13 protein-coding genes are annotated in these 15,696 nt (G+C 72.7%); 3 read left to right on the forward strand and 10 right to left on the reverse strand.

The window, feature by feature from the left end; all coding sequences use genetic code 11:
• Positions 1–152 precede the first annotated feature (152 nt).
• Positions 153–1,571 carry a selenium-binding protein SBP56-related protein gene (locus tag HUO13_RS22510; RefSeq protein WP_211897087.1) on the reverse strand — a complete coding sequence of 473 codons (1,419 nt, stop codon included), beginning with the start codon at positions 1,569–1,571 and terminating at the stop codon, positions 153–155.
• 363 nt (positions 1,572–1,934) lie between these two features.
• On the opposite strand from HUO13_RS22510, the gene HUO13_RS22515 reads away from it, so the two are divergent.
• Complete coding sequence (locus HUO13_RS22515; protein ID WP_249123950.1) at positions 1,935–2,132, forward strand: hypothetical protein; 198 nt, start codon at positions 1,935–1,937, stop codon at positions 2,130–2,132.
• A gap of 35 nt (positions 2,133–2,167) precedes the next feature.
• Positions 2,168–2,509: a hypothetical protein gene (locus HUO13_RS22520; protein ID WP_211897089.1), complete on the forward strand. Its 342-nt coding sequence runs from the start codon at positions 2,168–2,170 to the stop codon at positions 2,507–2,509.
• A 63-nt stretch (positions 2,510–2,572) separates the two neighbouring features.
• On the opposite strand, the gene HUO13_RS22525 is transcribed toward HUO13_RS22520, so the two are convergent.
• The 4 genes from HUO13_RS22525 to HUO13_RS22540 form a co-directional block, all read right to left on the reverse strand.
• On the reverse strand, positions 2,573–3,919 hold the full coding sequence (locus HUO13_RS22525; RefSeq protein WP_211897090.1) for an NtaA/DmoA family FMN-dependent monooxygenase: 1,347 nt from the start codon (positions 3,917–3,919) through the stop codon (positions 2,573–2,575).
• 1 nt (position 3,920) lies between these two features.
• Positions 3,921–5,099, reverse strand: coding sequence for an LLM class flavin-dependent oxidoreductase (locus HUO13_RS22530; protein WP_211897091.1), 1,179 nt, complete (start codon positions 5,097–5,099; stop codon positions 3,921–3,923).
• A gap of 346 nt (positions 5,100–5,445) precedes the next feature.
• Entirely contained in the window at positions 5,446–6,321 is an 876-nt protein-coding gene (locus tag HUO13_RS22535) for a TIM barrel protein (RefSeq protein WP_211897092.1), read from the reverse strand.
• Positions 6,318–7,322, reverse strand: a complete 1,005-nt coding sequence (locus tag HUO13_RS22540; RefSeq protein ID WP_211897093.1) for a Gfo/Idh/MocA family protein — start codon at positions 7,320–7,322, stop codon at positions 6,318–6,320. The genes HUO13_RS22535 and HUO13_RS22540 overlap by 4 nt, the downstream gene beginning before the upstream one ends.
• A gap of 125 nt (positions 7,323–7,447) precedes the next feature.
• Here HUO13_RS22540 and HUO13_RS22545 point away from each other — a divergent pair, with 125 nt between their 5' ends.
• Positions 7,448–8,455, forward strand: coding sequence for a LacI family DNA-binding transcriptional regulator (locus tag HUO13_RS22545; RefSeq protein WP_211897094.1), 1,008 nt, complete (start codon positions 7,448–7,450; stop codon positions 8,453–8,455).
• Between the two features lie 15 nt (positions 8,456–8,470).
• Here HUO13_RS22545 and HUO13_RS22550 read toward each other — a convergent pair whose 3' ends face one another.
• The 5 genes from HUO13_RS22550 to HUO13_RS22570 all read right to left on the reverse strand — a co-directional run bounded on the left by HUO13_RS22550 (position 8,471) and on the right by HUO13_RS22570 (position 15,696).
• Positions 8,471–10,618: a glycoside hydrolase family 97 protein gene (locus HUO13_RS22550; protein WP_211897095.1), complete on the reverse strand. Its 2,148-nt coding sequence runs from the start codon at positions 10,616–10,618 to the stop codon at positions 8,471–8,473.
• Positions 10,619–10,893: 275 nt separating this feature from the next.
• The gene (locus HUO13_RS22555; RefSeq protein WP_211897096.1) at positions 10,894–12,039 is read right to left on the reverse strand and encodes a magnesium and cobalt transport protein CorA; all 1,146 of its coding nucleotides are present in this window, start codon (positions 12,037–12,039) and stop codon (positions 10,894–10,896) included.
• A 279-nt stretch (positions 12,040–12,318) separates the two neighbouring features.
• A complete protein-coding gene (locus HUO13_RS22560; RefSeq protein WP_211897097.1) occupies positions 12,319–13,326 on the reverse strand; it encodes a DUF5914 domain-containing protein in 1,008 nt (335 codons plus the stop codon).
• Positions 13,327–13,405: 79 nt separating this feature from the next.
• Positions 13,406–14,944: an FAD-dependent oxidoreductase gene (locus HUO13_RS22565; protein WP_211897098.1), complete on the reverse strand. Its 1,539-nt coding sequence runs from the start codon at positions 14,942–14,944 to the stop codon at positions 13,406–13,408.
• On the reverse strand, positions 14,932–15,696 hold the full coding sequence (locus HUO13_RS22570) for a class I SAM-dependent methyltransferase (protein WP_211897099.1): 765 nt from the start codon (positions 15,694–15,696) through the stop codon (positions 14,932–14,934). Before HUO13_RS22570 ends, HUO13_RS22565 begins: the two co-directional genes overlap by 13 nt.

A 15,696-nucleotide genomic window follows, 5' to 3' on the forward strand; every position in this document is an offset into this window, starting at 1 on the left:
CCGGACGCGAACCCGATGAAGGACGGCGCCACCCCGGCGACCGGCGGGCTCGCTGCCGCAGCGACGCCGCCACGATCCGGCAGGCCGCGAAGCCCTCGCGCGGCCCGCCTCGGCCTCGTTGCAAGGAACAGCCGCCGGGGTGATGCCGCGGCTCAGGCGTAGCAGTAGGAGTCCGAGGACGCGTCCCCTCCCTGCAGCCGGACCTGGTGCACCCGCAGGCCGTGGAACTCCGCACCGCGCGGGAAGAACCGCGGATCCGGCGTCAGCCCTCCCCCCGCGTCCGGGTCGGTGTCGAGCTTGGCCAGCCACGCACCGACACCGTCGGGGTAGAACTGGTCGTCCCACGCCCCGTAGAGCGAGTTGGACAGGTAGATCCGCCTGCCGTCCCGGCTGACCTCCACCATCTGCGGCCCACCCGACAGCGCCTCGTCCGGGGCGGCGGGGTGCGGCGTGCGGCGGGTGATGCCGCCGAGGCGGACCGAGCCGACCTCCCTGGGCCGCGAGGGCTCGCCGACGTCGTACTGCTTGAGCTCCCCGGTTCCCCAGCACGAGACGTAGAGGAACCGGTCGTCGACCGACAGCGCGATGTCGGTGACCAGGGGCGGCACGGCGCCGAACGGCTTGAGCGCCGGGGGCAGGTCCTCCGGGTCGGCCGGCTCGGCGGGAATCGTGACGACCTTCTCCGCGTGCCAGCGGTCGTCGTCGCGGTACCAGCGCCACACCGAGGCCGACAGGTCCGCGGTGCTCACGACCACACCCGCGAAGCCCCAGGTGGCGTCGGGGTTGTGGGCGGGGCGCAGCTCCAGCACCATCTGGTGCTCCTCGCCGAGGTCGACGCGCTGGACGTGCCTGCCGGCGTCGAGGTCCCAGAAGTGCAGCGCGTGGCCGTACTGGTTCCCGAGCAGCAGCTCGGGGTTCAGCCCGTCCTCGATCATCGAGGGCGTTCCCCACTCGCTGGTGATCAGCGTGTTGTGGTTGAGGTGCCACCACGCGTCGTAGGCCAGGTGCTGCGGACCGCGGTCGGTCTCCCACGCGCGCACGACGTCGAAGGTGTCGTGGTCCAGCACCGCGATGCCGCCGGGGCCGTCCGACCCGTTCGCGCCGCCCAGGCACGACAGGTAGATGCCGGTCGGACCGCAGTGCAGCGTGTGCGGCCGGGAGTATCCCGCGCGCTCGGCGAGCTCGGCGGCCTCGATGGTGCGCACCAGCGCGGGGCGGGCCGGGTCGGCGTGGGTGTCGTAGACGTGGATGCGCGAGGACCGCAGTCCCGGCAGCAGCAGGTACCTGCGGTGCAGCCCCCCGGCGTGGTGCTCGGCGTGTGCGATGGAGCTGCTGCACGCGTTCCAGCCGAAGTGGTGCAGCTCGTCCCCGCGCGTGGGCAGGTCCGTCCACCCCACCACCCGGCCGTAGCCGTCGGACTCCGGGTCGGTGTCGATGGCGGTCAGGGCGTCGGGGCGCTGGGCGGTGCGGTCGTAGGCGACGACGTAGGCCAGCTTCTCGGCGGGCGCGGCGATCGCCTCCGCCGGGGTGCGGTAGAAGGTCGGGTCCGTGTGGTGCGGCGACGAGCTCATGGCTGCTCCTGTGGCGGAGTTGTGAGCGGTGGGCGCGGACGCTGTGCCCACGAGCCTGCCGCTCGGTGACCGGCGTGTCACGCTCGCGATCCGGTGTTCCACTCCGTAAGAACCGCGCGGGGCGCGTCGACCCGTCCGGCGCGACATCATCCGTCCTAACTGGATTCTCCCGCCGGTGCCCCGCACCCGCCGACCGGAGGACGCCGCATGCGCACACGCCCGCACCGGTTGGACCTGAACCGATTCGGAACGATGATTGACACGAACGCTCACCGGGTAGGCCACTGCCAACGACGACCTCGCGAGAACGCGAGCGGCACAGTGGGAGGTGATGTGGACACCATGGTCCACAATGCACATTTCATGCCCGCCCGACGGGGAACCGAACCGGTGGTCAGCGTGCGGGACGACCGCGGGGCCGAGGTCACCGAGCTGGCCCTGCCGGAGACGGTGACCACGCCCGACCAGGCCGAGGAGGAACTGCGCGCGGCCGGGTGGGTCCGCAGCGCGCAGTGGAGCACCACCGACGACGGATGGATCGCACCGGTCGTCGCGGTGTGACCACGACCGTCCCGCGAAGGCCAGGAGGACCAGCGATGCCCGCAGACCGACTGCCCCTACCCGACTACGACGAGCTCCCGATCGGGCAGCTCCGCCACCGCATCCGGTCCCTGCAACCGGAGCAGGTGCGGGAGCTGCTGGAGCACGAGCAGCGGCACGGCCACCGCCTGCCCGTCGAGGAGCTGCTGACCGCCCGATTGCAGGAGCTGGAGGAGGGCGCCGAGCCGTCACCGGGTTCGCCCGAGTCGATGCCCGAGACGCCCGGCCACACCCGCGGCGGGTCGCCGGTGGCCCCCGGCAGCGGCCGGGGGCCGAGCGGACCGCCGCCCAGGCACGGCATCATCGGCGAGCAGGGCAGGCCGAACCCCAACAGCTGACGCGGAGCGCGGTGGTGCCCGCCGGTCGATGTCGGCCGGCGGGCACCACCGCGCCGCGAGCGCTCAGTCCACGGCACCGACGCCGAGGTGGTCGCGAAGCGTCGGACCCTCGTACTCGGTGCGGAACACGCCACGTTCCTGGAGCAACGGCACGACGGTGTCGGCGAACTCGTCCAGCCCGCCCGGGGTGACGTGCGGGACCAGGATGAAGCCGTCACTGGCGTCGGCCTGCACGAACTCGTTGATGGAGGCGGCGATGGTGGCCGCCGACCCGACGAACGTCTGCCGTGCGGTGACCTCGATGATGAGCTCGCGCAGCGACAGCTTCTTCGTCTCGGCCAGCTCCCGCCACTGCTTCGCCGTGGCCAGCGGGTCCCGGTACATCCGGACGCCGGCCCGGCCCTTCGAGATCGTGTTCTCCCCGACGACCGGGTCCACCTCCGGCAGCGGGCCGTCCGGGTCGTAGCCGGAGAGGTCGCGGTTCCACAGCTGCTCGGCGAATTTGACCGCGGTCTGCCCGCTGACCTGCGTGCGCCGCACGGCCTCGGCGCGCTCCCGCGCCTGGGCATCGGTGTCGCCGAGAACGAACGTCGCGGCGGGCAGCACCACGAGCTGGTCGTGCGTGCGGCCGTGGCGGGCCAGGCGCCCCTTGACGTCGGAGTAGAACTTCCGCCCCGCCTCCAGGGTCGCATGCCTGGTGAAGATCGCGTCGGCGGTCGCGGCGGCGAACTCCCGTCCTTCTTCGGAGTCGCCCGCCTGCAGGATCACCGGCCGCCCTTGCGGGGAGCGCGGCACGTTGAACCGGCCGGAGATGTCGAAGTGCGCGTCGTGATGGGCGAACGCGCCGGCGTCCGGCTCCTTCAGGAAGGTCCCGGACTCCCGGTCGGCGAGGATCTCGTGTCCCCGCCACGAGTCGAACAGCTCCCACGCGGTGCGCAGGAACGTCTCGGCGCGTTCGTAGCGCTGCTCCTGCGGGAGGAAACCGCCGCGCCGGAAGTTCTCCCCGGTGAAGGCGTCCCACGAGGTGACCACGTTCCACGCCGCCCGGCCTTCGGACAGGTGGTCGAGGGTGGCGAACTGGCGGGCGACCTCGTAGGGCTCGTTGAACGTGGAGTTGATGGTGCCCGCCAGACCGATGCGCTCGGTCACGGCAGCGAGCGCGGAGAGCACCGCGAACGTGTCCGGCCTGCCGACGACGTCGAGGTCGTAGATCTTGCCCGCCTGCTCGCGCAGCCGGAGTCCCTCGGCGAGGAAGAAGAAGTCGAACTTGGCGCGTTCGGCGGTCCTCGCCAGGTGCGCGAACGAGCCGAACTCGATGTGGCTGCCCGCCTGCGGATCGCTCCAGACGGTCGTGTTGTTGACCCCGGGGAAATGCGCTGCCAGGTGGATCTGCTTGAGCGGCTTGGTCATCTCACACTCCGGCGTAGCGGTTGGCGGGACGGGCGAGGCCGAGCAGGCCCCGCAGGGTGGCTGCCTCGTACCGGTGGCGGAACGCGCCGCGGCGCTGAAGTTCGGGCACCAGCCCGCGGGTGATGGCCGCCAGGTCGTGCGGGATCGCGGCGGGACGCAACCGGAACCCGGACAGTCCCGCGCCGGCCCACTCGAGCAGTTGGTCGGCGAGCTGCGCCGGCGTGCCGGTGAAGACCTGCGCGTCGGAGGAGAGCGGCGCACCGTCGAGCTCGTCCAGGCGCGCCTTGCGCGCCTCCGCGGCCGCGCGGGACTCGTCCAGGAAGACCAGCAGCTCGCCGAACAGGTGGGCGCTTTCCCTCGACTGCCCCGCCGCCTCCAGCTCGCCGCGCACCTGCTCGCCGATCGAGCCGGCCTCGGCCACGTCGCGTGGTGTCACGAAGACGACGTCGGCCGACCGCGCCGCCAGCCGGTAGGCGTCGGCGCCGTGCGCGAGCACCGCCACCGGCGGCTGGCCCTGTGGTGGCCGAGGCGTGATCGACGGTCCCTTGACGCTGAACCACCTGCCGCGGAAGTCGATGTAGTGCAGCTTGTCGCGGTCGATGAACCTGCCGGTGGCGATGTCGCGGATCTCCGCGTCGTCCTCCCAGCTGTCCCACAGCCGCCGCAGCACCTCGACGTAGTCGGCCGCCTCCTCCAGCAGTTCGGCGACGTGCCGGTCCGGCGCTCCCGGCCGGAACTCGCGGCGGCCGAAGTGCGCCGCCTCGCTGGGGCGCGGCGCGATCCGCGCGCGGATCCCCGCGCGTCCGGTGCTGACGTAGTCGAGCGTGGCGATCGCCTTGGAGAGGTGGAAGGGCTCGGTGTGGGTGACGACCGCGGTGGGAACGAACCCGATGTTGCTCGTGCGCGGCGCGACCCGGGACGCGACCAGCACCGCGTCGAGCCTGCCGCGCACCTGGTCGGTGCGGTCGTCGAAGCCGTCGTCGAGCGAGGACTGCGGGGCCAGCGAGTCCTCGATGGTGACGAAGTCCAGCAGGCCCTGTTCGGCCGCACCGACGACGTCGACCCAGTACCGCGCGCTGAACAGCTCGTGCGGCCGGGCGTCCGGCTCCCGCCAGGCGGCCGGATGCCAGCCCGCACCGTCCAACGCCACTGCCAGGTGCATTCCCGATTCCGGTGCCATGCAGGTGATCCCTTCTGCGGTCTGCCGCCGACAACGGCTGCAAGGGATCACCGGGCGTCGCTATTCCGGCACCGGTGCGGCGTCCACACCCTGGGAACGCACGGCTTCCCGGCGCGGAGCCGACACGTCCGGAACACGGTGCCGATGAAGTCCACAGTGGAGGTGAAGATGAAACCCGCCGAATCGTGGCCCGGCCCGGACCCGATGCCCGGCACGTGCACAGCCCCGCAGCGAAGACGCCCGTCGGGCCGGTGCAACCGGCCGGCGCCGGCACCACCGCCGGCAGTGCCGGCCGCGGTCACCGGCGCCGAGCCGGTCCACCTACCTCATCGTCCGTCCTCGCTGTCTACAGCCGGGAGAACACCTGGTCCAGATGCGCGAGGCTGCGTTCGGTGTCGCGGCGAGGCGCCGACGTCGAGGAACCCGGCCTCAGCGCGGTGTCCTGCTCGATCACGTACCAGCCCCGGTAGCCCGCCTCGTGCACGGCGCGCACCATCGCCCCGGTGTCGACGTCGCCTTCGCCGAGCGGCACGAACAGCCCTCCGGCGACCGCGTCGGTGAACGCCACGCTGCCCGCGCGGACCTGCTCGCACAGGTCGGCGCTGACGTCCTTGAGGTGGATGTGGCCGACGCGCTCCGGGTGCTTGGCGGCCAGCGCGACCGGATCGGTCCCGCCGAGCATCAGGTGGCCGGTGTCCAGGCACAGCGGCATCGGGGAGTCGGCGAGGAAGCGCTCGACCTCGGCCTCGGTCTCCACGTGGGTGCCGACATGGGGGTGCAGCACGGTCCGAAGCCCGCGTGCGGCCGCGACCTCGGCGATGCGGCCGGCGGTCTCGACGAGCCTGGCCCACGACTCGTCGTCGAGGTCGGGACGCTCGTCGTAGCCGTCGAGCCCGGTGGCCGCCGCCAGCACCAGCACGTCACCGCCGCACTCGGCGAACTGCGCCGCCGAGCGCTCCGCGGCTTGCACGCTCTCCTGCGTGGTTTCGGCGTCGTGCAGCGGCACCGCGAGGAACCCGCCGACGAGTTCCAGGCCGTAGCGGTCGAGCAGCCGCTTCGGGTCGTCGGAGAGGTAGCCGGGCGGCCCGAGCTCGGTGGCGCCCACGCCCAGCTCGGCCATCTCGGCGAGGACGAGGTCGGCGTCGAGCTTCGTGCCCCAGCCGGGCACCTCGCTCACGCCCCAGGAGATCGGTGCGGCGGCGACACGGAACCCGGTGCTCACGCGACCACCTCCCGCTCCTCGACGGCGACCGGCCGCCCGGTGCGCACGGACTGCTCGCAGGCGTCGGCCAGCCGCAGGCTCACCAGGCTCTCCCGCGCCGGTGAGGGGTTCTCGGCCCGGCCGGCGATCACCTCGCAGAACACGCGCATCTCGTTGACGTAGGCGTCGTGGTAGCGCTCGGTGAACGACTCCCACGCCCGCGCGGGCCGGGGCCCGGCCTCTTCCAAGGAGTTCAGCGGGGTGCGGTCGTCCACGCCGACCGCGAGGGTGTCCAGCGAGGCGAAGACCTCCGTCCGGCAGTCGTAGCCCACCGGGTCGTGGCGGGCCGCCGACAGCAGCGCGTGCGCTCCCCCGGCGAAGCGCAGGGTCACGATCGCGTTGTCCACGTCGCCCGCCGCGGCGAACGCCTCGTCGACCAGCACCGAGCCCGCGGCGTAGACCTCGGTGACCGTCTCGCCGACCAGCCACGGCACCGCGTCCAGGTCGTGGATCAGGCAGTCGCGGAACAGCCCGCCCGAGGTGGCCACGAACTCGCTCGGCGGGGGCATGTGGTCGTTGCACACCGCGCGGACCAGGTAGACCGACCCCGCCTCGCCCGCGCGCAGCCTGCGGTGCAGCTCGGCGGTCGCGGGGTCGAACCGGCGCTGGAAGCCGACCACCACCGGTACGCCCGACGCCTCGATCTCCTCCACCAGCGCCGCGCTGGTCGCCACGTCGGCGGCCAGCGGCTTCTCGCACAGCACGGGCGTGCCCGCGGCGATCGCGCGGCGCACCATGTCCGGGTGGGTGTCGGTGGGCGTGGCCACCACCACGCCGTCCGCCTCCAGCAGGTCCTCGACGGTGTCCACCGCCCTGGTGCCACCGCCCAGCCGCGCGGCGACCTCCGCGGCCCGGCCCGGCACGGGGTCGTACAGCAGGACCTCGCCCACCTCGTCCACCGCGGCCAGGTTCGCCGCGTGCATGGAGCCGATCCGGCCGACTCCGGCTACTCCGATGTCCATCTCTGCGCACAGCCTCCGTTGCGGTGGGGTCTATTGGAGCGCTCTAAAAATTTGGAGCGCTCCAATGCTGTATGCTGGTTCACAGCGATGTCAACACCCCGGCGGGCAGGGAAAGGAGCGCGTTCGTGCAGCGGCCGACCATGGAGGATGTCGCGGCGCGGGCGGGCGTCTCGCGCGCGCTGGTCTCGCTGGTGATGCGGGAGTCGCCCAAGGTCAGCCCGCACCGCAGGGAGGCGGTGCTGCGCGCGGCCGAGGAGCTCGGCTACTCACCGCACGCGATGGCCCGCTCGCTGGCCTCGCACACGTCCACGGTGCTGGGCGTGATGCTCTCGGACCTGCACAACCCGTTCTTCGCCGAGATCGTCGACGGCCTCGACGCGGCCGCGCGGGCGGAGGGCTTCGAGCTGATCATCAACACCGGCGGCCGCAGCGCCTCGCGCGAGGGCAGGGCGGTCGAGAGCCTGCTCTCGTTCCGCCCCGCCGGACTCGTGCTGCTGGGGCCCGCGGTCCCGGCCGCCGCGATCGCCTCGGCCGCCGACCGGGCGCCGGTCGTGCTGGTCGCGCGGTCCTCCCGGCTGCGCACCGTGGACACCGTCAACGACGACGGCGAGGCCGGCTCGCAGCTGGCCGTGGACCACCTCGTCGGGCTCGGCCACACCCGCATCGCCCACCTCGACGGCGGGCATGGTTCGCAGGCCGCCCCGCGCAAGCGCGGCTACACCCGGGCGATGCGCCGACACGGCCTCGAACCGGTCGTGCTGCCCAGCGAGTACACCGACATCGCGGGAGCCAAGTCCGCCGGGCGGCTGCTGGAGCGCGTCGAGGACCTGCCCACCGCCATCGTGGCCGCCAACGACTTCAACGCGGTGGGCGCGATCTCGGCGCTGGAGGAGTCCGGGCTGAAGGTGCCGCGGGACATTTCTGTGATCGGCTACGACAACACCTCGCTGGCCGCGCTCTCGCACGTCGCGCTGACCACTGTGGACCAGCCGCGGCGGGAGATGGGCAGGCTGGCCGCGGAGGCCCTGCTGCAGCGGGTGCGGGAGGGACGCACCGAGCCGGTGCGCCACCTCCTGCAACCGAAGCTGGTCGCCCGCTCCACCACCACGGCCCCGCCCGAACAGCATCGGTGAACCGGCGCCGGTTCGTCAGCGCGGGTAGCGGCGCAGCGACCCGCGGTCCTCGTCGGTCGCGGGGACGATGCGCATGGCGTGGCCGCCGCCTCGGGTGAGCTCGGCGCGCACGACCGCTGCGGAGTCGACCAGCCACCGGTCGATCCGCACCGCGTTCGGGTTCGTGTCGAGGTCGGTCTCCGGCGCGTCGGCGTAGACGTGGGCGACGAAGGCGCCCGCGCCGAGGAAGTCCAGCGGCACGTCGAGCACCCGCTCCTGCTCGTCGGTGAGGCTGCCGACGAACCAGCGGTCGCCGCTGCGCCGGGCCATGGTGATGTAGTCGCCGATCTCACCCTGCACGACGCGGGTCTCGTCCCAGGTGACCGGCACCTCGCGCAGGAACTCGAACTCCGGTGCGCCGCGGTAGTTCTCCGGCACGTCGGCGAGCTGCTGGAGCCCGCTGAGCAGCACCGGGTACAGCGCGATCTGGTGCGCCCGGGTGGTGTGCACGCGGGTGCGGTCGTTCTCAGCGCCGAAGGAGTCCTCCGGTGACTGCTCCGGGAACCAGGTGATGTCGAAGATCCCCGGCGTGTAGTCCAGCGGGCCGGCGAGCATCACCGTGAACGGCAGGGTCACGGTGTGCTCCGGCGGGTTGCCGCGCGACCAGGCGTCGTACTCGATCCCGCGCGCGGCCTCGCGGCTGACGAAGTTCGGGTAGGTCCGCTCGATGCCGGTGCCCTTGATCGGCTCGTGGGCGTTGATCATCAGCCGGTGCTGGGCGGCCTTGTGGATGACCCGCTGGTAGTGGTTCACCATCCACTGGTCGTGGTGGTAGTGCTCCTTGATGTCCCCGGCGTAGCCGGTCTTCACGCCGGGCATCCCGAGCCGCTCGTAGAGCGCGAACGCATCGTCGAGCTGGCGCTCGTAGTTGTCGATTCCGCCGCCGGTCTCGTTGTGCGCGAGGAACGCCACGCCCCGCTGCCGGGCGTGGTCGACCACGCGCCGCAGGTCGAACTGCGCGTTGGCCTTCGTGAAGTTCTGCCGGTCGCCGAAACCGTCGGACTCCCAGCCCTCGTTCCAGCCCTCGGCCAGCACGTAGGGAATGCCGTTCTCGGCGGCGAAGTCGATGCAGCGGATGGTGTTCTCGGTGGTGGCGCCCAGGTCGGGGCCCTCTGTCCAGGTGTTGCGTCCCTTGTGGATCTCCCACCACACGCCGACGAACTTGCCGGGCGCGATCCACGAGGTGTCCTCGATCGCGCAGGGCTCGTTGAGGTTGAGCACCAGGTGCGACTCGACCAGCGCGCCGGGGCGGTCACCGATGATCAGCGCCCGCCACGGGGTCGGGAACGGCGCCCGCAGCCGGGCCTTGACCCGGCCCTCCCCCTTGCGCGGCACCAGGGCGCTGCGCAGGTGCGGTCCGCCGTCGATCTTGGCCAGCGTCATGTCCGGGTAGTTGAGCAGGGCGGCCTCGTGCAGCCCGAGGTAGATGTCGTCGGCGACGCGCACCGCCAGCGGGGTCGCCAGCGTCCCGAGCTTCTCGCCCTCCTCGCCGCGCGGCTCCTGCCACTCGTGCACCACACCCGCTCCGGTGAGCGGAGTCTGGCTGTAGAGGTACTCCACCGAGTCGTAGTTCGCCGGGCTCGACCACGCGGTGTGGTCGGCGGTGAAGCGGAACTCGGTGAGCTCGTCGAGCACCTCGAAGTCACCCAGGTGGCGCTGATCGGGGAAGACGTGGCGGAAGCCGACGCCGTCGTCGAAGACGCGGAACTCGATCTCGAAGTGGCGGACGGGTTCGGTGGTCTCGCGCAGCCTGAGGACGACGGCGGCGCAGTGGCTGCGGATCTCCGAGGCGGAACCCCAGACCGGGTGCCAGGTCTCGTCCAACTCGTGGCGGGCGACCGCCTCCAGCTCGGCCGACTCCCCCAGCCTGCCGCCGTCGCCGAGCTCGAAACCCAGTCGCGACCAGTCGATGACGGTGCGGCCCGACTTGCCGACCGAGTACTCCGGCCTTCCTGCGCGCACGCGGAAGTGCGCGCTGACCGAGCCGTCGGGCGAGGTGGTGGTGACCGGCTCGCCTGCGGCGTGGGCCGCGGTCGCCGGGACCCAGCTCGCGACGCCCAGCATGCCGGTCGCCAGCCCGGTGGCCTTGGCGAAGGTCCGTCGGTTGATCACGTGCTCGGACATGGGGACTCCTTCGTCGGTGATCCGCGGCACAGCCGGTGGGCGATTGAAGCAGCGGCACCTTGACCGGTCAAGGTGCACGAGAGCGCTTGCAACGGTTTGCAACACCCTCCGCACGCGCCCGTTCCAGGTCAGCGGACAGACGAGGAGTCACACGTATACATGGGAATCCGTCTCCCCGAGCCCGACGGGACCGTCGAAACACTTTGCAGTCTCGGCCGTCGGCGGAGACGCGAGCGCCCCGGCACCGAAAGTGCCGGGGCGCTCGTGGGAGGTGGTCAGAGCCAGTCGCGGCGCTTGAACACCGCGTAGAGCGCGAGGCAGACCGCCGCCATCAGGGCGATCGCGAACGGGTACCCGAACGCCCAGTGCAGCTCGGGCATCGTGTCGAAGTTCATGCCGTAGACCGTGCCGATCAGCGTGGGCGCGAACAGGATCGCCGCCCAGGAGGAGATCCGCTTTATCTCCTCGTTCTGCGCATAGCTGGCCTGGGTCATGTTCTTCATCTCTTCGTTCTGCGCCTGGGTGACCAGCGTGGCGTTGACCGTGAGGATGCTGTCGAGCATCTGGCGGAAGCCGTCGACCCGCTCGGCCACGGTCGTGACGTGGTCCGCGACGTCGCGCAGGTAGCGCTGCAGCTCCTCGTCGATGCCGTACTTCTCGAACCCCGCCTCCAGGCTCTGCAGCATGCCCAGCAGCGGCCGCGTCGCCCGCTGGAACTCGATGACCTCGCGGGAGAGCTCGTAGATCCGCCGGGACACGTGCGGGTCCGCGCCGAAGACCTCGGTCTCGATCTCGTCGATGTCGTTCTGCAGTCCCGCGATCACCGGGGCGTAGCCGTCGACGACGCTGTCCAGTACCGCGTAGAGCACCGCTTCCGGACCGCGCGCCAGCAGCTCCGGGTCGTCCTCCATCCGCTGCCGGACCGCGGCGAGGTCGGGTGCGAGCCCGTGGCGGACGGTGAGCACGAAGTTCGGCCCGATGAACAGGTGCAGCTCGCTGAAGCTGACCTCCTCGGCCTCGTCGAGGTAGCGGGCCGCGCGCAGCACCACGAACAGGGTGTCGCCGTAGCGCTCCAGCTTGGGCCGCTGGTGGGCGACGATGGCGTCCTCGACGGCGAGCTTGTGCAGGTCGAACTCCTCGGCCGCGGCCAGCAGCTCGTCCTCGGCCGGGCGGTAGAGGCCGATCCAGGCCATGGCGCGGTCCTGGCGCGGCAGCTCGCGGTAGGTCTGCGCCAGGCTCACCGGGGTGGCCGTCCGGTGCCCGTCGCGGTAGATCGCGGTGTCGATCAGCGGCCGGTCGGCCAGCGGGACGTCCTCGTCCGATCGCGGGTCCATCGAGTGCTCGGGTGCCGGAGTCTGGCTCGGCGCCTCCTCGCCCCTGCGGTAGCGCCTCGACCGGCGCAGCGGACGCCATTCAGGCATGAGCGCCTCCGGGCCGCCGGGACGGTCGCCTGCCGGGCGGGAGCCCACCTGAAGCGCGGGGACGACGCGCGAGGCCGCTGAGGACGGTCGCCACGACACCACCTCCCGCACGAACCGGGCACCCGGTTTCCGCACCCGCGTGTTCGAACACCACGCCGACCTGCGCCGACGCGCGCCGCGACGGCGTCGCGGCCGACAGCGTCGGCGGGCCGACCATACCCGACCTGACACGATCCGGTTCACTCGCGACCGCGCCCGGCGGCCCGCGACCGACGGACGTCAGGAGCGGAGTTCGAACCGCCGCTCGGCGTAGGCCAGGTCGTCGCGCCACAGCCTCCTCGCGGCGCGGCGCATGAGCGGCCGCAGCGCCGGGGCCGCGGCGCGGGCGAGCGCGAAGCCGCGGCGGTCGGAGTCGGCGACGACGGCCTCGATCACTTCGGTGCGGGGCCTGCCGTCGGGTCCGCGGCCGAGCGGTGTCGCGTGGGTCTCCACCACGCTCCCGGCACCTTCGCCTTCGACGATGCGCATCACGACGGTCCGGGGTTCGGGGCAGATGAATTCGGCCCGCACCGGCACGCCGAGACCCGCGCCCACCCGGAAGGTGACGGCCAGCAGGAAGCGGTCCTCGTCCTCCTCGACGTCGACCTCAGGAGGTGCTTCGAGCACTTCGAGGTGGGTGAACGAGTAGGGGTGGAACCACGCGCCGTGCCACGGGTCGAGGCGGTTGGCCACGACGTCGGAGGGCTCGCAGGTCCCGGTCAACGCCATCACGGAGTCCACCGCGGACTCCGCGGGAGGCCGCCGCGGCACGACCGGCCGGTCCGTCGGCTCCTCGCCGCCTGCCTCGTCGAGCCGCACCCAGGCCAGCACCCCGTCGTCGTAGGCCGGGTACGGCCGCCAGCCGTGGCCGCCGCCTGCCCCGACCCGCAGGCCGTGCCAGCGGCACACCAGGTCACCGCAGTCCACTTTGGCCTGGCTCATCGGCGCTCCCATGTGCGGGCACGCACCCGGCCCGGCGCGCAGCCGCCCGTCGGCGTCCCGCCACGCGACGAGCTCCACACCGGCGACCCTGGCGCCGTGCGGCCGCTCGGCGCGGACGTCGCGGCTGGCGGCGAAGACGTACCAGTTGCCGGAGCGGCGTGCCTCGGCGCGCTTGAGCGCGGCGTCGATGAGGGTCGGCCGCGCCTGCCGGAAGGTCGGCTTCTGCTGCTCCCAGCGGGAGCGGGGCACCGGTTGCAGCGGCCAGCGCCGGGGCCACCGCCTTCGGCCCGTGCTCAGCTCGCGCATCCGCCCTCCCCGTCTCGTCGCGGCCCCGTCCGGTGTGCCTCGCGTGTTCGGGTCATCCGTGCCCTTCCGGCCATCTCGGTCATGCCTGCCTGGTCCGTTCGGCGAGCCACCGCAGCGGCCCGACCCGTCCTGCGTTGGGCACCGCGTACACCGGGTGCCCCGCCAGGCCCCACCTGGCGAGCAGGCAGTTCGCCGCGTGCCAGCCGGTGGTCGCCGCGCGTTCCATCAGTGCAACCGGCAGGTCGATGCGGACCCCGTCCCCCGCCAGCACGAGCCCGTCGTGCGGGGTGCGCACGCCGGGGCGGCGGGCGAAATCTCCGACCCCGAACAGCGGGCAGTCCGCGCCCCATCGCGTCAGCTCACCGACGACGCGTGCCGATGCCGTCTCCGGGTAGACGCGCCGCAACTGCTCCCGCAGAGCGGTGGTCGTCTCGGCGGCTCCGCCGGAGGCGGAATAGGCGTGGGTCTCCACCACCGAGCCGCCCGTGCGGCGGGTCCACGCCTTCGCGTCGCCGTCGAAGCGTTCCAGCACGCTGACGTTGTCCAGCGGACCGAACCCGGCGGTGCCGAGGAACGCCGGGCGGTCGGCGTGCACGGGGCGGTCGAGCCACAGCCGCTGCACGAGGAACGGCGGCGCCGTCCGCAGCGAGCGCACCGACTCCCGCCACTCCGGGTCCCCGAGGCCCGCCGAGGTTTCGACGACCTCGCGCAGACCGCGCACGTCGGTGGCCAGCACCACGCCGTCGGCCTCGACGGCACCTCCGGTGTCGTCGTGCACGCGGAAGCCCCCATCCGCGGTCTGCACCCCGGTCACCGCCGTCCGGGTCCGGAACCCGGCCCCGAGCGCGCGCAGGTACTCGCGCAGCGGCTCCCACAGCGCGCTGTCGAAGCCGGCGTCGGCGACGTCGAAGACCAGTCCCTCGCTGGATCCCAGGAAGTAGATGTGGAACATCGTGGCCAGCTCGGCGGCCGACATCCGCGCAGGCGGCGCGAAGAAGCTGCGGGAGAACACCCGGAACGCCAGGGCGCGCGCCGCGCTCGGGAAGTTGATGTCGCGCAGGAAGCTCTCGGCGTCGTGGTCGTCGAGCTCGGCGTAGGTGCGCGGCACCGACACCGCGGCCAGCGACGCGGCCGTGCGGGCGTTGATCCGCAGCAGATCCGCCACGCCGAAGGTGGGGCTGCGCAGGGCGAAGGCCAACGCGTTCCACGGCGGGGTGCGGGGCAGGCCGCGGAAGGAGTCCTGGTTGCCGTCGGCGTCCAGCAGCGGGTAGTCCTCCAGCGCGACCAGCCGCTCCAGTCCCGGATCGGCGCGGCGCAGCAGCCCGCGGAGGTTGTAGTACTGCCGGAAGAAGGCGTGGAAGCCCCGGCTCATCGGCACCTCGGTGCCGTCGGGCAACGACTCTGTCCACCCGCCCGCGCGGCCGCCCAGGTACGGCTCGCGCTCGACGACCTCGACCCCGACACCACGTTCGGCGAGCCCGGTCGCCGCCGCCAGACCCGCGATCCCGCCACCGACCACGACCACGTGCGGCCGCCGCGGCAGCGCACCGGCGTCGAGGGCACCGGTCGGAGCGGGGTGGCGGACCATCCGGCGGTCCGCGCCGATCACCTCGTCCACGGCCCACCCCCGTCCGGCCGGTCGGCGAGGAAGGTGTGCACGACGCCGCGCTGCCAGCCGGTCATCGTCTCGCTGTGCACGGCGGTGAAGCCCGCCTCGCGCAGCCTGCGGCGGAAGCGGCCGGCGCCGTCGAACGCCGCGACGCTGCGCCGCAGGTAGCGGTAGAGCGAGGCGTCCCTGGCCAGCAGCCGCCCGGCGGGGATGATGACGCTCCAGCACACCGCGTGCCACACCACCCGCGCCCGCCGCGAGTCGCGCACCGAGTACTCGTGCACCGCCAGCGTCCCCCCCGGGCGCAGCAGCGACCAGAACTCGCGCAGGGTGCTGTCCGGGTCGTCGAGGTTGCGGACGAGGTAGGCGGCGAAGACCCCGTCGAACGGACCGCGTACACCGGCCTCGGCGAGGTGCTCGACGTCGGTGCGGACGAAGGTCACCGACGGCGGCCACGGCTTGCCGCGAGCCCTGGCCAGCATGCCCTCCGAGGCGTCGACCGCCACGATCTCGGCGTCCGGTGCGACCGACAGCAGGGCCGCCGTCGAGGCACCGGTGCCGCAGCCCGCGTCCAGCAGGCGCAGGCCGGCACCGTCGCCGGGCAGCCGCATCCGGCGCGCGGAGAGCCGCAGGTGCTCGTGGTAGCCGGGGTTCGCGCCGACCAGCCGGTCGTAGCACCGCGCACCGGAGTCGAAGGCACGCGGCACGGCCCTGCCCCGCGGCGCCGAGCCGAGCGCCGCCGCGTCCGACGACCTGCTCAT

Source organism: Saccharopolyspora erythraea (assembly GCF_018141105.1).
In the GTDB taxonomy this organism is placed as follows: domain Bacteria; phylum Actinomycetota; class Actinomycetes; order Mycobacteriales; family Pseudonocardiaceae; genus Saccharopolyspora_D; species Saccharopolyspora_D erythraea_A.